The organism is Amycolatopsis sp. NPDC051045 (assembly GCF_040682955.1).
Taxonomy (GTDB): Bacteria; Actinomycetota; Actinomycetes; order Mycobacteriales; family Pseudonocardiaceae; genus Amycolatopsis.
Genome location: NZ_JBFBCC010000030.1, coordinates 40,317 through 59,103 on the forward strand (window position 1 = coordinate 40,317; position 18,787 = coordinate 59,103).

The 18,787-nt window shown below is 71.8% G+C and carries 17 protein-coding genes; 9 read left to right on the forward strand and 8 right to left on the reverse strand.

Annotated features, from left to right (window positions below; genetic code table 11):
* Positions 1 to 111 precede the first annotated feature (111 nt).
* The 4 genes from AB0M80_RS39465 to AB0M80_RS39480 are packed head-to-tail and all read left to right on the forward strand — an operon-like array spanning position 112 to position 2,465.
* On the forward strand, positions 112 to 831 hold the full coding sequence (locus AB0M80_RS39465; protein WP_364575166.1) for a transglycosylase SLT domain-containing protein: 720 nt from the start codon (positions 112 to 114) through the stop codon (positions 829 to 831).
* Position 832: 1 nt separating this feature from the next.
* Positions 833 to 1,840 (forward strand): CHAP domain-containing protein, encoded by a 1,008-nt coding sequence (locus AB0M80_RS39470; RefSeq protein ID WP_364575168.1) that lies wholly within the window; start codon positions 833 to 835, stop codon positions 1,838 to 1,840.
* Entirely contained in the window at positions 1,837 to 2,100 is a 264-nt protein-coding gene (locus AB0M80_RS39475; protein WP_364575170.1) for a YbaB/EbfC family DNA-binding protein, read from the forward strand. The genes AB0M80_RS39470 and AB0M80_RS39475 overlap by 4 nt, the downstream gene beginning before the upstream one ends.
* Positions 2,097 to 2,465: a hypothetical protein gene (locus tag AB0M80_RS39480; protein ID WP_364575171.1), complete on the forward strand. Its 369-nt coding sequence runs from the start codon at positions 2,097 to 2,099 to the stop codon at positions 2,463 to 2,465. Before AB0M80_RS39475 ends, AB0M80_RS39480 begins: the two co-directional genes overlap by 4 nt.
* A 47-nt stretch (positions 2,466 to 2,512) precedes the next feature.
* On the opposite strand, the gene AB0M80_RS39485 is transcribed toward AB0M80_RS39480, so the two are convergent.
* The gene (locus tag AB0M80_RS39485; RefSeq protein WP_364575173.1) at positions 2,513 to 3,286 is read right to left on the reverse strand and encodes an ESX secretion-associated protein EspG; all 774 of its coding nucleotides are present in this window, start codon (positions 3,284 to 3,286) and stop codon (positions 2,513 to 2,515) included.
* A gap of 48 nt (positions 3,287 to 3,334) precedes the next feature.
* Here AB0M80_RS39485 and AB0M80_RS39490 point away from each other — a divergent pair, with 48 nt between their 5' ends.
* Complete coding sequence (locus AB0M80_RS39490) at positions 3,335 to 4,120, forward strand: helix-turn-helix transcriptional regulator (protein ID WP_364575174.1); 786 nt, start codon at positions 3,335 to 3,337, stop codon at positions 4,118 to 4,120.
* Here AB0M80_RS39490 and AB0M80_RS39495 read toward each other — a convergent pair.
* The 6 genes from AB0M80_RS39495 to AB0M80_RS39520 form a co-directional block, all read right to left on the reverse strand.
* Entirely contained in the window at positions 4,032 to 4,628 is a 597-nt protein-coding gene (locus tag AB0M80_RS39495; protein ID WP_364575175.1) for a hypothetical protein, read from the reverse strand. The two genes, AB0M80_RS39490 and AB0M80_RS39495, sit on opposite strands and share 89 nt — an antisense overlap.
* Positions 4,625 to 5,317 (reverse strand): hypothetical protein, encoded by a 693-nt coding sequence (locus tag AB0M80_RS39500; RefSeq protein WP_364575177.1) that lies wholly within the window; start codon positions 5,315 to 5,317, stop codon positions 4,625 to 4,627. The genes AB0M80_RS39495 and AB0M80_RS39500 overlap by 4 nt, the downstream gene beginning before the upstream one ends.
* An 83-nt stretch (positions 5,318 to 5,400) precedes the next feature.
* Entirely contained in the window at positions 5,401 to 5,691 is a 291-nt protein-coding gene (locus AB0M80_RS39505) for a hypothetical protein (RefSeq protein WP_364575179.1), read from the reverse strand.
* The gene (locus tag AB0M80_RS39510; RefSeq protein WP_364575181.1) at positions 5,688 to 6,863 is read right to left on the reverse strand and encodes a PPE domain-containing protein; all 1,176 of its coding nucleotides are present in this window, start codon (positions 6,861 to 6,863) and stop codon (positions 5,688 to 5,690) included. Before AB0M80_RS39510 ends, AB0M80_RS39505 begins: the two co-directional genes overlap by 4 nt.
* On the reverse strand, positions 6,856 to 7,287 hold the full coding sequence (locus tag AB0M80_RS39515) for a hypothetical protein (RefSeq protein ID WP_364575183.1): 432 nt from the start codon (positions 7,285 to 7,287) through the stop codon (positions 6,856 to 6,858). Before AB0M80_RS39515 ends, AB0M80_RS39510 begins: the two co-directional genes overlap by 8 nt.
* Before the next feature lie 256 nt (positions 7,288 to 7,543).
* A complete protein-coding gene (locus AB0M80_RS39520; protein WP_364575184.1) occupies positions 7,544 to 8,551 on the reverse strand; it encodes an ABC transporter substrate-binding protein in 1,008 nt (335 codons plus the stop codon).
* A 1,016-nt stretch (positions 8,552 to 9,567) separates the two neighbouring features.
* On the opposite strand from AB0M80_RS39520, the gene AB0M80_RS39525 reads away from it, so the two are divergent.
* Complete coding sequence (locus tag AB0M80_RS39525; protein WP_364575186.1) at positions 9,568 to 12,399, forward strand: AAA family ATPase; 2,832 nt, start codon at positions 9,568 to 9,570, stop codon at positions 12,397 to 12,399.
* Between the two features lie 57 nt (positions 12,400 to 12,456).
* Here AB0M80_RS39525 and AB0M80_RS39530 read toward each other — a convergent pair whose 3' ends face one another.
* The gene (locus tag AB0M80_RS39530) at positions 12,457 to 13,605 is read right to left on the reverse strand and encodes an MFS transporter (RefSeq protein WP_364575188.1); all 1,149 of its coding nucleotides are present in this window, start codon (positions 13,603 to 13,605) and stop codon (positions 12,457 to 12,459) included.
* Positions 13,606 to 13,996: 391 nt separating this feature from the next.
* On the opposite strand from AB0M80_RS39530, the gene AB0M80_RS39535 reads away from it, so the two are divergent.
* The 3 genes from AB0M80_RS39535 (at position 13,997) to AB0M80_RS39545 (ending at position 18,776) form a co-directional block, all read left to right on the forward strand.
* Entirely contained in the window at positions 13,997 to 14,788 is a 792-nt protein-coding gene (locus AB0M80_RS39535; RefSeq protein ID WP_364575190.1) for a DeoR/GlpR family DNA-binding transcription regulator, read from the forward strand.
* A gap of 86 nt (positions 14,789 to 14,874) precedes the next feature.
* Positions 14,875 to 17,520: a family 78 glycoside hydrolase catalytic domain gene (locus tag AB0M80_RS39540; protein ID WP_364575192.1), complete on the forward strand. Its 2,646-nt coding sequence runs from the start codon at positions 14,875 to 14,877 to the stop codon at positions 17,518 to 17,520.
* Positions 17,517 to 18,776: an extracellular solute-binding protein gene (locus tag AB0M80_RS39545; RefSeq protein WP_364575194.1), complete on the forward strand. Its 1,260-nt coding sequence runs from the start codon at positions 17,517 to 17,519 to the stop codon at positions 18,774 to 18,776. The genes AB0M80_RS39540 and AB0M80_RS39545 overlap by 4 nt, the downstream gene beginning before the upstream one ends.
* Positions 18,777 to 18,787: the final 11 nt, after the last annotated feature.

Consider the following 18,787-nt stretch of genomic DNA (forward strand, 5'->3'; position numbering starts at 1 on the left):
GGTAGCCGACGAGAGCACGCGGAGCAGGATCGACGGCCGCGCGTGCACCCGGGTTGTCCCTGCGTGCAGCACGCCTACCGAAACGGTGACCCGGACGGAGAAGCTCGGACCATGACGCAGCTGAGCGCCGAGCAGATCGCCCGGCACGCCTACACGGCCGGGTTCCGCGACCAGGGCCTGACCACCGCGGTCGCGGTCGCGCTGGCCGAGTCCGGCGGGCGGACGACCGCGCACAACGCCACCCCGCCGGACGACTCCTACGGTCTCTGGCAGATCAACATGCTGGGTGCGCTCGGCCCGGAACGGCGCCGCCAGTACCACCTGAAGTCCGACGACCAGCTGTTCGACCCGGACACCAACGCGAGGGTCGCCAACCGCATCTCGGGCGACGGCCACGACTTCACGCCCTGGTCGACGTACACGAACGGCGCGTACAAGCACTACCTGACGGCCGCGCGCGAGGCCGCCCAAGACGTCACGAAGCACCACGGGAAGACCGGCGGTGGCGCCAGCGCGGGTGGCAGCCCGCTCCGGGTGAACGACGCGGTGCTGCACTCCTACGTGCACCGGACCCGGCACGTCGCCGACGCGCTGGGCACCGCGACCGGGCAGCTGCGCGACGTCCGCGGGATCGCCCGCGACAGCTTCGGGAAGATCGGCGAGGAGTCGGGCTTCGCCGACGCGCTGGCCGGGTTCGGGCTGGCGCTGCAACGGCAGGTCAAGGGGGTCGGCGCGCACGCCGAGGGGCTCGCGTCGGCGGCCGGGAAGGCCGCGAAGTCCTACCGCGACCACGAGACGGCCACCGTCGCCGCGCTGAACGGGAAGGGCTGACATGGACACCGCCGCGCTCGCGCATTCCTTCGCCAAGGACCTCGTCGCGCACCGGAACAAGCTCGCCGGGAAGGCCGAGGACGCCGTCCGCGCCGAATACGCGCTGCACCAGGTGGCCGGGGCGCTGGACGCCCAGCACGACGCCTACCACAAGGAAAGCACCACGGTTCTCGGTCACTGGCACGGCCGCGGCGCGGACGGCTTCCGCCACCACAGCGCGAAGCTGACGAAGGAGCTGCGGATCACCGGTGCGGCCGGCGCGGCGGCGGAGAAGATCGTCGCCCACGTGGCGTCCGCAGTGGACAGCGGTCACGTGGCCGTGCAGCGGCTGGTCGACGAGTACACCGCCCAGGCCAAGCAGGTTCTCGACGCCGGTGTCGCGGCCGGAACGCAGGCGGCGCTGATGCGAGCAGTCGGGCACGCCGCCGACCTGGCGCCGCGGTACACGCGGCAGTCGGCGTCGACCCTGCGGCACGTCGACGCGGAACTCAAGGCGGCGGCGAAGAACCTGCACGAGCTGCGGAAGGACCTGACCCACGACGGGGTCGTGGACAAGACGGCGAAGACGACGCACCCGAGCAAGGTTCCGGGGCGGGGCAGAGAGATCGTCCACGCGGCGCGGAAGGAACTGGGCACGCGCGAGAGCCCGCCGGGCAGCAACCGGAACCCGTACGGGCCGACCGCGGCGTGGTGCTCGTCGTTCGCGACGGCGATGTGGCGCAAGGCCGGCGTGAAGATCCCGGTCCTGCCCTTCAGCGGCGACGTCTACCACTGGGGCGAACGCAACGGCCACGCCTACGGCAAGAACTCGCTGCACGAAGCGAGACCGGGGGACGTGCTGATCTTCGGCACCGGCCCGCAGAACACGTCGACGAGCACGCACATCGGCATCGTCGAGAAGGTCGAAGGGAACCGGGTCACGATGATCGAAGGCAACTCCGGGGACGCCGTCCGCCGGAACACCCACACGCTGTCGGCGTCGACGTTCTACGGAGGGGTGCACCCGTGATCACCGGAAAAGCCGCCGACCGGACGGTCGCCGTCGAGGTCGCGCCCGGTGGGGCGCTGCAGGAGCTGACCCTGGAGGCCGCGGCGCTGCGGCTGGAACCGGACGAGCTGGCACGCCGGATCCTGCTGCTGACAGCGGCCGCGTCGGCGCGGGCCACGGCTTCCTTGTGGCACAACCAGGACGGCGCCGAGGCGCTCGGCCTGCCCGAGCCGGGGGAAGCGGCGGAAGACACCACGCCGGACAGCTGGCGGGCGCAGTGAACGATTCGCGTACGGCGCTCGAGCTGGCCGAAGATGCGTGGGGCGCTCCGGAGCCGGGGTATGGGGCGCGGCTGGCGGCGATTCGCGCCGCCGCGGCGGATGACGGGGTTTCGGTGGTGGTCGATCTGCACGGGGCGCTGGTGGACCTGCGGTTCGACCGGTGGGCGCTGGACAAGCCGCCGGGTGAGCTGGCCGGGCTGGTCCGGCGGCTGGCGTCGGAGGCGGGCGCGGACGCCTTGCGGCAGGGACGCGAGTTGCTGGGCGACTTGCTGCCGGAGGAGGCCGAGCCGGCCGCGCGATCGGACCGCCCGCCGGAGCCCGACGACGACTCGCTGGTACCGGCGACCTGGGCGACGTGGTCGTGAGTGGTCAGGGCGGCCAGAACCACTCACGAGCAGCCGCGGGAGACTGCTCAGCGGACGTCGTCGACCATCCGCCCCAGGCGGTCGGCGAGCCAAGCGCCATCGGCGGGAGTCACCATCACCCACGGCTCGCCGCCCACGTCCTCCGGGGTCACGGCGTACCGGCCCGCCGCCGTGTCGAACCAGGCCAGTACCGGGCTCCGGCCCGCCGGGCCCGTCGCCGCCAGCTGGCCGGCCGCGTACCGCTCCGCCGTCACCAGCGTCGCCAGCGGACGGACCGCGCGGCCGGTGATCCCGGCCGTGCTCAACCCCCGCTCGAACGCGTCGTACCCGCCGCGCGCGTACGCGTCCATCGCCGCCGAATACGCCGCACGCGGCAGCCGCAGCTGGTCACCCGGGCCCACCTCGGCGTCGCCCACCATCCGGGCCACCGCGGGGACCAGGCCGTCCGGGCGCACCGGCTCCAGCACCAGGTCGCGGTCGTCCAGCACCGCGAGCACCCCGGCGCCGTCCCGCGCCGCCCCGAGCAGCCGCCAGGGCGCTTCGGCCAGCACCAGCGCGTCGACGCTCAGCGACGGCGAGCTCAGCAACACGACCAGGTCCGCCAATTCCGGGTCGACGTCGTCGCCGTCCGTGAGTCCCGCGTCGGCGAGGCCGGCGAACACCCGGACGCCCAGGTCGTCGCGCTCGGCGTGCGTCGCGCCGTGCGACGGCACGTCCAACGGGTACGGCGGCGGCCCGCCCGGCCCCAGGTCCTCCCAGAGGAGATCGAATTCCAGATGCGAGAGGATCACTCCCGCCGCCGTCGCGGTGCGCCGCGCCATGGTCCCCCTTCCCGTGCCGAGCGGCCGCCGTCGGGCACGATGGTGCCGATGGCCGAGCCGCAGCCGATGGACGTCCCCGCGAGCGGGTACCTCGTCGTCCGCGCGTCCGGCGCGGCGGCCGCGCGCGCCGCGATCCTCGGCGGCCGCAGGGACCCCGAGGACGTCCAGCTGCTGCTGCGCTGTCCCGTCCCGCGGGCGGTCGCCGAGTCCGGCGCGAAGCTGACGTTCGCCGACGCGACGCTGCACCTGCAGCCGTCCGGCGTCGTGATGCTGACCGTCGCGGCCGCGAAGCTGTCGATCTCCTTCGCCGAGCTGCGGCCGCTGATGTTCCGGCCGGTCGAGGTCGCCGCGCCCCTGCGAAGCCTCTTCGCGAGCGCGGTGGCGCACGTCGTGGCGGCCGGTCCGCGGCTCGACCCGCACGGCCTCGCGCACCACCTGCTGGGCCTGGCCGAACTGGTGCTGCGGAGCGCGCTGCGCGTCGAACTCGACCGCGTCGACGCGCTCGCGGGCCGGCGGCGCGAAGCTCTCGAGTACATGCGCGCCCACCTCGGCGAGCAGTCGCTCAGCGCGGACAAGGTCGCCGAAGCGCTGTACATCTCGCGTCGGCGGCTGTACCAGCTGTTCGACGACGGCCAAGGCGTGTCGGAACGGCTCAAGGGCCTGCGGATCGAGCGTGCCAAGGCGTTGCTGGCCGACCCGGCGAAGGCGGGGCGCGGGATCGCGGAGATCGCGCGGGACTGCGGATTCACCAGCGCCCCGCACTTCTCGCGGACGTTCCGCCAGGCGACCGGCCGGACCCCGCGCGAGTTCCGGGAGCGGGCGCTGCGGGGGTGAGGTCGACGCCGGCGACGAGCGTCCCGGCCAGACCGGCGACCTCCAGCCAGCCGCGGCCACCGGGGGAGTGCAAGGTGAACACGGCCGCGCGCGGCCGGTCCGGGTCGAGCACGACGGCCTGCAGCTGCGCGCCGGACAGGCCGATCCGCTCGACGATCACCACCGGGTAGCCGCGGCCGGTCCGTGCCGAGCTGACGTCGCGGATGCCGGGTGTCGTGTCCGCGATGAAGTAGCCGAGGTCGGCGACCTCGTCGATCGAGCCGTCGACCGGGACGACCCCGGCGATGAGCAGGGCGGGATCGGCGTCGCGGTGTTCGACGAGGGCCAGCAGCCCGGCCCGCTGCTCGTGGGCGATCTCCGCGCACTGGACGGCGGCGGCTTCCAGGCCGAGGTCGCGGGCGGCGTCGGGACCGCGCAAGCGGGCCATCAGCGCGTGCAGCTCAGCGGTGGTGCGCTCGACCGAATCCAGGTTCACCGGGGTGATCCCCGGAACGGCGGGCAGTTTCACCGGCCACCCAGTGCCGCGGCGAACGCGCTGACGGCACCCGGCGGCGGCGTGACCGGCACGACGGGCGTCTTCGCGACGGTGCCGCCCAGCTCGCGCCCGACGGCCGAGAACGCCTCCAGGTGTGTTGCCACGCCGGGGAAGCCCGGTGCTTCCGGCAAGGGGGCGCCGTCGCCGAGGGCGCTCAGCCGCTCGGCGACGCGGGTTGCTTCGGTGCTGTGGGCGCGTTCCAGCTCGCGGGCTTCGGCGAGGAGGTGGTCGAGGTCGTCTCGGCGGGCGGCGAGCCGGGCGCGGGCGGCGGTGAGGTTCGGCTGGGTGGCGGGGGAGAACTGGGCTTCGGTTTCGGCCTGTTCGACGTCGTCGTGCGCGGTGGTGACGGCCTGGCGCGCGGCGGTGGCCCGGCGGTCGAGGTCCTCGGCCCGGCGGTGGTTCGCGAGGAGGGTGCCGGCCCAGTCTTCGAGGACTCCGGCGGCGGCGCGGAGGGCATTGCGGGTCGCGGACAGGCCGGCGGCGGCTCGTCCGGCGCGGTCCGCGAGTGCTTGTGCGGACCGACCGGCCCACTCGGGGATCGTGCCGGGGAAGGCGATTTCCTCGAGCCGGGCCGCGGTGGCGGTGTAGCGGCGGGCGGCTTCGGCGGCGGCGTCGGGGCTGCCGGGGACCGGGTCGAAGCCGAGGCCGCGGAACTCAGCCATGGGCGCGGGCCGGTTCGCCGGAGGCGGGGTGGTGGGGCTCGGACAGCTCACCGAAGGCAAGACGGCCGGGCTCGCGATTCCGGTCAGCCATCGGCCCGGCCCAGCTCCTCGGCGGCAGCGACATCCGTGGCCCGGTAAGCCTTCGCGGCCGTCCGGACACCGGTCGCCGCGGCGGTGAAGTCCCGTTCCGCCGCCCGGATCCGGCCGGACCACTCGCCGGTCAGTGCCGCGAGCGCGCCCGACACCGCTGCCGGCCCGAAATCGCCGGGCGGCGCCTCGATCCGCGCCGCCGCGGCCGCGTACTCCTCGGCCGTGTCCTCCAGCCGCAGCGCCAGTGCGTCGAGGGCCGCCGGGTCGGCCTGGAAGCCCGTCATTCGCCGAACACCGGTGGGTACGCCGGCGGGAGGTCGTCGAGCAGGTCGTAGCCCTTCGCGTACTTGTCGCGGTGCTCGGTGTCCTCCTCGCGCCGCGTTCCCTGGCCCGGCGGGTACATGCCGTACCCGCCCGCCGTGCCGCGGCCGTTCGTCCCGCCCGGTCCGAAGCCCGACGTCCCGGCACCGAAGCGTCCCGCTCCGGCTCGTCCGCCCTCGCCGAACGTCCCGGAACCCGGCGTCCGCGAACCCGGCGTTCCGGCTACGGCGAAGCCGGGGCCGTAGCCGGCAGCCGACGAGCCCGGCCCGGCGGGGCCGATGACGCCGTCGAACGCGCCCGGGGCCCCGACGCCGGTGAACGTGGTCGGCAGCGCGGACGCCGTCGACGTCGAGTCGTCCGGTCCGGCGCCCGGCTCGTCGTGGGATACCTCGTTCGGCGGCGGCGCCGGATCGCGGGGAACCGGCGGTGCGGGCGGGGTCCGGACCACCGGCGGCTGTGGTGCCGAGCCCGGGCCGGCGGTGACCGGCGGGGCTGTGTCGAACTCCGGGGGCAGGCGGTGGCGGACGTCGTGGCTCGCGCTCTCGTACTGTTCCATCACGCGGACGGCCGCGGCCTTGGCGTCGTCGGCTTCCTTTTTTGTCGGCAGCTTGTCGTCGAGCAGCTGGTCCAGCAGGTACGTGCCTTCGGGGCCGTCGAGCCGCTTCACCGCGTACCCCTGCCGGAACCACCGCTCGGCCCAGTAGTGCACGGGCTCGGGCATCCGCTGCCGGGCTTCGCTGACCACCGACGTGTACGTGTCGAGGCCGGAGCCGACGCGCTGGGCGTTGTCACCCACCGTCGTCGCCCAGCCGGTCAGCCGGTCCACCGATGCCGCGGCCTGGTCCGCCGACGGTCCCTGCCACGACTCCCGCAGCTTCCGGACGAGCGCCGACACCTCCTCGGTCGCGGAGCTGACGCCGGCGGCCACCTCCTTCCACCAGGCCGCGTGCTGGTCGAGTTTCGCCGGGACGGCCGACTGCACCATGTCCCACAGCTCGCGGTGCTCATAGCTGTCCCAGTTGATCCGGCCGAACGTGGTTTCGCGGTTGTTGACGGCCTTTTCCCTGCGGACACGCCGGGCCTTGGCCCGCTGCCGAGCAGTCGGGGCGTGGTGCGTCGAGTAGAACTCAGGCATCGGCGTCCCCCGTCGGCAGGGCCGCGGCGGCCTCTGCGTCGTTGCTCTGGTGCATCGTCACGACCGTGTCGAGCGTCTGCCGAAGCGTGGCGAGCTCGGCCAGGTATGACTGCAGCGCGGCCTGGACCCCGCCGGCCTCGGCTCCGCCGCGCACCGCGAACGAGCGGCGCATCCAGTGGGCGACCGGTCCCTTGCCGTCGGCCAGGTCGGTGTCGAGGGCGCGGGCCGTTTCGAGGTGATGGCTCAGCTCGTCGTAGCGCTCGTCGATGGCCCTCTTGACGCCCTCGACCCCGTCGTAGTGGAGTTCGATGCCGCCGGTGCTCGCGGTGGGCACCGGCCCCGCGATGACCAGCTCGTTCGTGTCGTGCTGCCGCTCCGCGCGCAGCTGCCGCCGCGCGTCGGCCTCGTCGCGCACAGTCGCCATGGAGGTCCTCCCTCGCCACCCAGGCGTCCATCTTGGCCAATGCCCGCCGTGTTGAGAAGAGCGACCCACCCGGGTGCACGGGTGGACATGAAGACTGCACGGGCGGATAGGGCAGGGATGTCCGGATTTCCCGCGGCAGGCGAGGTACTCGGCGTAGCTGCGCTGCACGACCGGCGCGCTGACCGGATCGGGTTCGAGCCGCCGCCACCGTTTGCCTTCAGCGGCTTTGGCCGAGTCGGACCCGCTCGACGCTGAGTCACTTTCGCGTCTGCGGTCCGATCATCGAGTTCACGTCGATCGGAGACGGGATGGCCCCGAGTTGCAGCAGCAGGTCCGGTACCCGTTGCAGGCGCCGCGGGTCCAGGAAGGAGCCGTAGCCCGGCAAGGTGAGCAACTTGGCGGTGTCTTCGTCGATCTTGGCGAATCTCACCAGCAGCGGCTCGACCTTGGCGCGGTCGTTCGTGGCATCGTGGGTGGCCTTCTGCATCGCACGCTGGAACGCGGACAGGGTCTTCGGGTTCTCCTGCACCCACTTCCTCGTCGCGCCGTAGCCGGTCAGCGGGAAGTCCTGGGTCGCACCGGTGTTGATGTCGATCACGGGAATCGCGCCGGCCGTCTTGGCGGCCTGCGTGATGTACGGCTCCGGCAGGTACGCGGCATCGGCCTGCCCCTGCTGTAGCGCGGCCGCGATGTTCGGCAGCGGGATCAAAATCCATTTCACCTTGTCGAACGCCACGCCGTGGTCTTGCATCACCGAGCGGGTAAGAAGATCCGAGGCGGTGTTCTTGGCCGTGATGGCGATCTTCTTACCGGCCAGGTCGAAGATTGTTTTCACCGGCGAATTGGGAACCGTGACGATCGCATTGGACTTCGCGTTGACCGACGTCGCGTCGGCGACCAGCTGCATGTCGGCGGCGCCGGTGCTGTTTGCGGCGAAGAACGGGGGGTATGTCGAGAACGCGATGTCGGCTTCGCCCGAGACCGACTTCGTCAGCGAGGCCTGACCGCTGGCGGCGACGACGGACTCGACGGTGAGGCCTTCGGCCTGGAAGTAGCCGCTGTCCTGGGCCAGCCAAAACGGCGCGAGGTCCGTGGTGGGCAGGATCGAGATCTTCAGCGTCGCCTTCTCCAGGTCGCTGCCGCTCGACAAGGCGTTCGAGTTGTCCGAACCGAGTGCGCCGCAGCCGGTGACGATCGTGACGGCCGTGAGGGCGAGCGCGGCGTGGCGAGCGCGCACCCGGCCGCTGCTGGCAATTCCAAACAAGGCCTGCTCCTCGCAGGAGATGACGGTTGGTGTACCGAATCCGGGGAAGGTGTGTGATTTACGTCCCGGCGTCAGGCAGGCCACTGTAGGGGCCCTGGTGGCCCTTGACAATGCGTGATGTGCACCGGGCTCCGGATTTCACCGGAATGGGGGCATGAATTCTTGATCGACGATCTTGTTTTGTCGCCGAGCATCGAAGGGTTCTACGAATTACTGCTTGGCAAAGGGGGTGGCCACTGATTTCCGGAGGGAGGGACGCCGGGATCGCGGATTCGAGCCGGGCCGGTTTGGCCCTTGCCGTTCGCCGGCGGCGCGGTCGGGTGCCGGCCGGCGTCGACGGACTCGCACGCCGGCTCGCCGGCGCTCACCCTCATGATCCATACGCAGGGGCGGCTATCAGCGGGCTTTGCGTGACGCGGAGCGGGCCCGGATCCCGTCCGGCCCGACCCGGGCCACTGGTGGAGTGCGGAAACCTGACCCGAGGGCGTCGACCAAGGCGGAAACAATGGATCGACGGCGATACCACCACGACGACGAACCCGGCGAGTCCGCTCCATCGAAATCAAACCCGCTGCCGCAGCCGGCTCGATCTCGGTCAATTCACGAAGGTCGTCTACGAAGGAAAGGCGATGGCTGCGGCTCGTCGAAATCGTCGAATGCCCCGTCCCCGGGACGCGGAATGGCCGCGGCTGGGAGTTGGCCCGGCTGTGGGTGGAGGGGACGATGCCCTTCGTTGCCACCGATTTCGCCGGACGAGACGCTGTCGTCCCACATTTGTCCGGACCGGGCCACGCCGGCGGCGACCGCTCGGTGCGCCGGCCTCATTCCGCCGGCTGCCGGTGGGAAGTTGATGATCCACCAATGTCCGGCGGCGGCGCCCACGCCAAGATAACAAATCGGAGCATTTATTGAACGGGATGTTTCCTCGGGGGGAAGTCTCGGCTACGGCCGGCCCGTTCCGGGCTGCCCAAGTACACCTCTTGTTGGGGAACAGGTTTTACTTCTAAAATCCCGGTGTGCGACCGCTCACGGACGGTACTGAGTTGCTGGTCGGCCGGGACGGCGAGCTGTCCCGGCTGGTCGCCTGGATCCGTGATGTGGCCGCGGGTCGCGGCCGCGCCGTACTGGTGGACGGCGAGCCCGGTATCGGCAAGTCCGCGCTGGTCCGCGCCGCCTGCACGGCCGCCACCGTTGCGGGTTGCCAGGTGTACTGGGGTGCCGGCGACGAGCTCGGGCAGGCGCTGCCGTTGCTGCCGCTCCTCGATGCCTTGCGGATCACGCCGGTCACGCGGGATCCGCGTCGTGATGCCATCTCGGAGCTGCTGGGTGGCGGAGCCGTCGCGGGGAAGGGTGCCGACCTCGCCGCCGCGGCCGCCGAGCAGGTGATCGCGTTGGTGGACCAGCTCTGCCAGGACGGACCGGCCATGCTGGTCGTCGACGAGCTGCAGTGGGCCGATCGCACGACGGTGGCGGTGTGGAGCCGGCTCGCCCGCTCGGTCCGGCAGCTCCCGCTGCTCCTGATCGGCGTGCTGCGCCCAGTGCCGCGCCGCGACGACCTGCGGACGCTCTTCCGGATCGTCGGGCAGGCCGAGCGGCTCCGCCTGGGCCGGCTGGCGGAACCGGCGGTGCTCGAGCTGGTGGCCGCACTGGCCGGCGGCAAGCCGGGTGCCCGGCTTGCGGAGCTGGCCGCCGGCGCGGCCGGGAACCCCTTGTACCTCACCGAACTGCTCGACGCGCTGACCAGGAGCTCGTGCCTGGAAGTCGACACCGCCGGCGTCGTGGAGCTGACCGGCACGGCCACGCCGGACTCGCTGCCGGAGGCGATCGCGGACCGGCTGGGCTTCTTGTCCGAGGCGGCGCGGACCGTACTGCGGGCGGCGGCACTGCTCGGGGACGGCTTCTCGGTCGGGGACCTCGTGACCGTGACGAACTGCTCGCTCGCCGACCTGCTGCCCGCCCTCGACGAGGCACGCGCCGCCGGGGTGCTGGTGGCGGCCGGTGACGACCTGGCGTTCCGGCACCCGTTGATCCGCAGGGCGTTGTACGACGAGATGCCGACGGCGGTCCGCATCGCCTGGCACCAGGCCGCCGCGTGGGCGCTGGCCGAGGCGGACGCCCCGGTCGAGCGGGTCGCGCGGCAGCTGCTGCCCATGGTGTCCACGACGGACAGCCGGGTGCCGGTTCCGGACTGGGCCGTGCGGTGGTTGCTCGACGTGGCCACGCCGTTGATCGGCCAGGCACCCGTGGTGGCCGTCGCGCTCCTGCGACGGGCGGTGCGGGACGCGCCGCTCGATGACGTCGTGACCGGCGCGCTGGCCTGCCGGTTGGCCGACGCGTACTACCGGGTGGGCAACGTGGCCCAAGCCGAGCGGATCGCCTGCCGCGCCCTGGACCGCGTCCGCGACCCTGACGTGCGTGTCGACCTGCACACGACGGTCGTCCAGTGCCGCGGGACGACCGGGCGTTCCGCCGAGTCCCTCGCCGCGCTGAACGACGCCTTGACCCGGCCGGGGCTGCAGGCCCGGCACCGGGCGAGGTTGCTGGTGCTCATCGCGCGGACGCGCCGCGACCTCGGTGAGGTCGACTCCGCGGGCCGGGCCGCCTCGGCGGCGCTGGCGGAGCTCGGCCCGGTCGAAGATCGCTGGGCGACCGGGTGGGCGCTGCACGTGCTGAGCCAGGGCGCGATGACGCGGGGCGAGTGGGCCGCCGCGCTGCCGCTGTTCGAGCGCGCGATGGCCGTCGTGCGGGGCGACCCGACGCTGATCGACCTCACCTTGCTGCTGCGCATCAACCAGTCGGTCACCTTCGGCGCGCTCGACCGCTACACCGACGCGCTCGCCGCCGCCGGGCAGGCGCGCGAGCTGGCCGACCGCACCGGCAGCGTCGCGCGGCTGACCCAGGTCCAGAGCGCGATCGGGCGGTTGCTGCTGGGCGCCGGCCGGTGGGACGACGCGCTGGCCGAGGTGGACGTCGTCGCGGACGACCGCAAGGACCCGGGCGTGGTGTGCTGCGACCACGGCGTCGCCGCGATCATCCACTTCCACCGCGGCGAGACGGCCGCGGCCCGCCGGCACCTCGACGTCGCGGCGCTGTACTCGGAACGCATCGGCGACCAGGTCGTGGAACCCCTGGTGCGGGCCCGCGCCCTCGCCTTCGAGCACGCCGGCGCACCGGAGCGAGCCCTCGCGGTGCTGACCGCCGTGCCGGCCGGCGAAGACGCGGGGGAGGAACTGCTGGGGGACGCCGCCCGGCTGGCCACGACGATCGGCGACGTGCGGACCGCGGCGGAGATCGTGACCCGGGCGCGCGCCATCGCCGCCGAGTCCGCCGTTCCACACCGCCGCGCGCTGGCCCTGTACTGCGGCGGCTTGCTCGAGCGGGACCCGACGATGTTGTTGGGTGCCGCCGACGGCTACCGCGACGCGGGCCGGCCGCTCTCCCGGGCCAAGGCCCTTGAAGCCGCCGCGATCGCCTTCGCCGAAGCCCAGGCCGAAGACCGCGGTTCGGCGCGGGCCGCCTTCACCCACGCCATCGACCTCTACTCGGAGCTGGACGCGCAATGGGACGTGGCGAGGCTGCGCGCCGTGTTCCGGGCGTTCGGCATCCGGCGTGGCCCGACGGTGAAGCACCGCCAGACCACGCACGGGTGGGACAGCCTCACCCCGACCGAGGGCAGGATCGCCGCGCTCGTGGTCGAAGGCCTGTCGAACCCCCAGATCGCGGCCCGCCTCTACTTGTCCCGGCGCACGGTCGGCACGCACGTTTCGCACATCCTGACCAAGCTCGGCGTGCATTCGCGCATCGACATCGCCCGGGAAGCCGCCCGCCACCAGTCCGCCTCGGGCTGAGCTTCGGGCCGACGGCTCCCGGAAGTTCCCGAAGGGGGGTGCGTGGTGCGGTGGACGTCAGACCCCGACCTCCGGAACCTCCCCCTGGCGGCGCACGACGAGAGGGTGCGGAACCGGCGACGCCGGAGTCCGGCGTGAAACCGCGACGTGCCCGCTGTAGACCTGGCCGATCAGGATCGCCAGCACCAGCAGCAGCGGGGTTTGCCAGGTGCCGGTGTAGGTGTGCAGCCAGCCGCAGGCCAGCACGCCGAAGCCGGCGATGACGTACCCCACGCCCTGGACCACGGCGGACAGCGCCAGTGAGCTGTCCTTGCTGCGCAACGAGATCGTCGTCAGGGCGAACGCGAGCGACCCCATGCCCGTGCCGGTGGCCGCGGCCCACAGCCAAGGCGCGGCCGCGGGCGCGACGAGCAGGCCGGTCACGCCGATGACGTTGGGCGTGGCCAGGGCGATGACGAGCAGGGTCCGGTTGCGCCACCGGCGTGTCCACCCGGGGACCAGGCACATCATGGGCAACCCCATGGCCATCGACAACGCGAGGCACGCGCCCGCGGTCGTCGGCGGAACACCCGCGTCGCGCAGGATGCCGGGGAGCCACCCCATGACCAGGAACGTCACCGTCGAAATGAGTCCGAAGTGGATGGTCAGAGCGGCGGCCGGCGTCGCCCCGGTGGCGGCCGGCGGCGACGCGAATTCGCCGGGGGTGCGCCGCCACACCTGCTGGGCCAGCAGGGCCGCGGTCGCCCACAGGCCGAGGGCGACTCGCCACGACGACGACATGATCGCCGTGGGTGTGACCAGCGCACCGGCCGTGCTGCCGAGCCCGAGCCCGAAGGTGAAGGCGGCGGAACCCCTGGCCAGCAGCGGCAGCATGGTGCCGAGCACGGCGATGGACAGGCACGCCAGCGCCGTCCCGACCAGAAGCTCTGCCGAGCCCCCGAGGACCCGCCCGGCCAGCGACAGCACCAGCCCGACGAGGGCCACGGTGACGGTCCGGTGCGTCCCCACCCGGGCGCAGAGCCACGGCGTCGCCCAGCCGCCGAGGCCGATCGCCCACAGGGGCAACGCGACGAGCACCGCGGCGACGAGATCACCGGCGACCGAGATGTCCGGCAGTGCCGCACCCAGGCTCGTCACGGCCGGCCGCAAGTTGATGGCCAGGATGAAGATCACAACGGTGGAGACGGTGGTGGTAGCACGCGACATCGCTCCTCCTCGGCGTCGAGGTCGGAGCGTCGGGCTCCGTAGAGCAATGCTTCGCGGCGCGCGGACTGCAGACATCCGTCACCTGACCGATGTACGAGGTTTGTTGCCCTTCAACGGTTGTGGGTGTTCTGATGGCGTTGCGGATGGGCGTGCATCGGCACGGCCGGACGGCATTCAGCCGGTCGGCATTCAGCCGGTAGCTCCCGGATCACGGTGGCTTCACGCGACCGCTGAGCACCGACAGGAACGAGCGCCCGGGGAGCCGCCCACCGCCGGGGTCTACGCTGATCGGCGGATCTCCGGGTTGCTTTGGGGCCCTTTCGGCCCTTGACCTGCGTGCCCGGATTGTTACAGGCTGTGTGATGTTGACGCGAAAAATGTTAAGAGGCGCATGACCGAGGACCACAGCACCCGTCGCGGGCCGGACTGGCGGCGGAAGGCAGTCGCCGACCACGTGCTGTCCGCCGGCTCGGTGAGCGCCGCCGAGCTGGCGGAGCAGTTCGGCGTCAGCCTCATGACCATCCACCGTGACCTCGACGAGCTCGAACGCCAGGGGATCGTGCGCAAGTACCGCGGCGGGGTCACCGCGCAGCCGTCCGGGGTCTTCGAGAGCAACGTCGCCTACCGCATGAAGTCCATGCGCCACGCCAAGGACGCCATCGCCGAGCGGGCCGCCGCGCTGGTCGAGCCCGGGATGGCGGTCATGCTCGACGACTCCACGACCGCGCTGGCGCTCGCGCGCCGCCTGGTCGGGATCACGCCGCTCACCGTGGTCACCAACTTCCTCGAGGTCATGAACCTGCTGGCCCGCGAGCGCGACATCCGCCTCATGGCCCTCGGCGGCGACTACGACCCCCTCCACGACTCCTTCCTCGGCATATCCTGCGTCGACGCGATCGAGTCGTTCCGGGTCGACCTCTGCTTCGTCTCCACCTCCGCGGTCTCCGCCGGGTTCGCCTACCACCAGGAGCAGCACATCGTCTCGGTCAAGCGGGCCATGCTCGCCGCGGCCAGCCGGAACATCCTGCTCCTCGACCACACCAAGCTCGGCCGGGTCGCGCTGCACCGGGTCGCGCCGTTGGAGGTGTTCGAGCGGGTCGTCGTCGACGACGGCGCGGACGCGGAAGCCCTGCGTGAGCTGGCCGAGCACCAGGTGGCGTACGAGGTCGCAACCGGTTCTTGACACGTTTCAATCCGGCTCTCTACGCTCCACGTCACACTCATCGGTGTTAACTTCACATCTCATCGTTGACATGTGATCGGAGCGGCATGACCGACGACCTCACCGCGACGCTGGCCCCGTACGGCTTGCGTTGCGAGCACCACGTCGCGCCGCTCGGCATCGGCACCCAGGCGCCCCTGTTGTCCTGGCGCCTGAGGTCCACCCGCCGCGGCGACGAGCCCGTCAGCTACCGCGTGGTGGTGACAGCGGCGTCCTCGGGCGACGAGACCGTCTGGGACTCCGGCGAGGTCGCCGACCCGGCCGCGGTGTCGGTGCGGGGCCCGGAACTGGCGCCGCGAACCCGCTACCACTGGCAGGTCACCGTCACCTCGGCCGACGAGCTCGCCAACTCCGCCGGCTCGTGGTTCGAGACCGGCCACGACGACTGGACCGCGAGCTGGATCACCCACGATCCCTCCGATGTGGACGTCGTGGACGCACCCGACGAGGGTGCTGTCGCGCTACCGGACCACGGTCTGCGGCCGCCCGTCGAGCTGAGGCGCGAGTTCACGGTCCGGACCACCCCGGACAACGCCCGCCTGTACATCACGGCACGCGGCCTGTACGAAGCGCACCTCAACGGTCACCGCGTCGGCGACCACGAGCTGGCCCCCGGCTGGACCGACTACCGCGACCGCGTCGACTACCAGACCCACGACGTCACCGAGCTTCTCCAGCCCGGGGACAACCTTCTCGAGGTCACCGTCGCTGACGGCTGGTGGAGCGGCTACGTCGGCTTCGACCCGCGCCGCTCCGGCGCCCACTACGGCACCTTTCCCGAACTGATCGCCGAACTGCACTTCGACGGCGAGATCATCGGCACCGACGGCACCTGGCAGTCCCGCCGCGCCACGACCCGGTACGCGGACCTGCTGATGGGGGAGTGCCACGACCTGCGCCGCGAACCCGAGCCGTGGCGCCCGGCGGTCGTGACCGGCGACGACCACACGCGGCTCACCCCCGCGGTCGCGCCCCCGGTACGGGTGACCGAGGAGCTGCCGGCGAAGTCGGTTGCACCCGGCGAAAACGGCTACATCGTCGACTTCGGGCAGAACGTCGCGGGCCGGGTCCGCCTCACGGCCCGCGGCCTCCACCCGGGCGACCGCGTGGTGGTCCGGCACGGCGAGGCCCTGAACATCGATGGCACACTCCACACCGACAACCTGAGAACCGCCGAGGCCACCGACATCCTGGTCGCCGGCGCCGAAGCGACCGTCACCTTCGAACCGCGCTTCACCTACCACGGCTTCCGGTACGCCGAGGTGACCGGGCTGACCGAGCTGTCCGAAAACGACATAACGGCGGTCGTGCTCGGCAGCGACACTCCGCCGGCCGGCGAGTTCGCCTGCGACGACCCGGCCATCCAGCGGCTCCACCACAACATCCAGTGGGGCCAGCGCGGCAACTTCGTGTCCGTCCCCACCGACTGCCCGCAACGCGACGAGCGGCTCGGCTGGCTCGCGGACGCCCAGGTCTTCCTGCCGACCGCGTGCTACAACGCCGACGTCGCCGCGTTCTTCGCCGGCTGGCTGCGTGAGGTGCGCGGTGCACAGTCACCGGACGGCGGCTTCACCAACGTGGCGCCGAAACTCGCCGGCGTCGCCGACGAGGGTGCCCCGGGCTGGGCCGACGCCGGCGTCCTGATCCCGTGGCACCTCTACCGCACCTACGGCGATGAGCAGGTGCTCACCGACAACCTCGACGCCATGGTCCGGTGGGTCGACTTCGTCCACCGCCACAACCCGGACCTGGTGTGGCGCCACAAGGTCGGCCCGCACTTCGCCGACTGGCTGGCGCTCACCCCCACCCCGCGCGAGGTCGTCGCCACCGCCTACTTCGCGCGCAGCGCCGAGCTGACCGGCCGTGCGGCGGCGGTTCTCGGCGAAGAGAACACGCACCACCTGAATCTCGCGGCCCACATCCGCAAGACGTTCGTGGAAACGTTCACGACAGAGCGGGGCAGGATAGCCGGCGACACCCAGACCGGTTACCTGTTGGCGCTCGCCTTCGAGCTGTTGCCGGACGACCTCGTGCCCCTCGCGGTCGACCGGCTGGTCGAACTGGTCACGGACGCCGGGCCGGCCGTCACCACGGGTTTCCTCGGCGTCTCGCTCATCGCGCCCGTACTCGACCAGCACGGCCACCCTGACCTCGCGCACGCCCTGCTGCGCAGGACCGAGCCGCCGTCGTGGCTGTACCCGTTGCGGCACAACGCGACCACGATCTGGGAGCGTTGGGACGGCTACACGGAGGAAGCCGGCTTCCAGGTACCGGCCATGAACTCGTTCAACCACTACGCGCTCGGCTCGGTCGGCGAGTGGTTGTACCGGGGAGTCGCCGGCCTCGACCAGGCCCCGGACTCCGTCGGCTACCGTGACCTGCTCATCCGCCCCCGGCTGGGCCGTCTCGGCCGGGCGAGCGCGCGGTACGAGTCGGTCCGTGGCACCACCAGCAGCGCGTGGTCCAGAGTGGACGGTGTGCTGAGGATGGACGTCTCGGTGCCGCCCGGCGCGACCGCGACTGTGCACGTCCCCACCGCCGACCCGGGCGGCGTGCGGGAGCGGGACCTGCCGGTGCGGGAGGCCGCCGGCGTTCGGGTCGTCCACGTCGAGCCCGGGACGCTCGTCTGCCGGCTTACCTCGGGGACCTTCCATTTCACCGCGGCAGCGCCGCCACCCCAGGAGAAACCATGACAATCGACAACCTCAGCCGGCGCGGATTCCTCGCGCTCACCGGCGGCGCGGCCGCCATGGCGGCGCTCACCGCGTGCGGCGGATCGGGAAGTGGTGACGACCCGCTGCGGCTCGTCGGCGTCGCCGACCAGCAGAAGCCGCTCGACGAGCTCACCAAGGCCTACGGCAAGGTGAAGTTCAACGCCTCCTACGCGCCCACCGACCAGGTGCAGACCTCGGTGCGCACGCAGCTCGGCGCCGGCAACGCGCCCGACATCCACGTCGTCTACCCGGGCAACGGCAGCGCGATGAGCATGGCGCAGATCGCCAAGGCCAACCTGCTCGCCGACCTGTCGGACCAGGAGTGGACGACGAAGATCCCGGACAACTTCAAGCCCGCGTTCCAGATCGATGGCAAGACCTACTTCTACTCCGCCGGCGCGAGCGTGATCGGCGCGATCTACAACAAGAAGGTCTTCGCCGACGCGGGTATCACCGCGATGCCCACCACCTGGCCGGAATTCCTCGCTGTCTGCGAGAAGCTCAAGCAGTCGGGCAAGATCCCGATCGCGCTCGCCGCACAGACCCCGTGGGTCACGCAGCTGATCACCTACGCGCTCGTGCCGTCCACCGTGTACGCCAAGGACCCGGATTTCGACAAGAAGATGGCCGACGGCAAGGCCAGCTTCGCCGGCTCCGGGTGGGCCGACGCCTTCGAGATGTACCTGGACCTGCAGAAGCGCGGCTACTTCAACGACAACCCGAACGGCACGACGTTCGAGCAGCAGACGTCCATGGTCGCGACCGGCGAAGCCGGCATGGCGATCCAGGTGTCGGCCGTGCTGCCGGACTTCCGCAAGGCCGCCACGAACGCCGACGACCTGTCGATGTTCCCGGTACCCGGCGGGGACACCGCCGACGGCGGGTGGATCCCGGCCGGCATCGTCGTGGGACTCGGTGTCAGCGCGCGCAGCAAGAAGCTCGACCAGGCCAAGGCGTTCATCGAATTCCTCGGCGAGCAGAAGAACGTCAACGCGTGGGCCGAGGCGGTCGCCTGCGTTCCGCTGGTGCAGGACTCGAGCTCGAAGATCGATCCGGCCCTCGACTCGTTCCTCCCCTACATGAAGAACGACAAGGCGGTGCCGTTCATGGACCAGGCGTGGCCGAACGCCGAGGTGCAGCCCGCGCACTTCGCGGCCGTGCAGGAGCTCCTCGGGGGCAAGACCACGATCCCCGAGGCGCTCAAGAAGCTCGACGACACCTACCGGAAGGGCTGACGGGTGCGCGG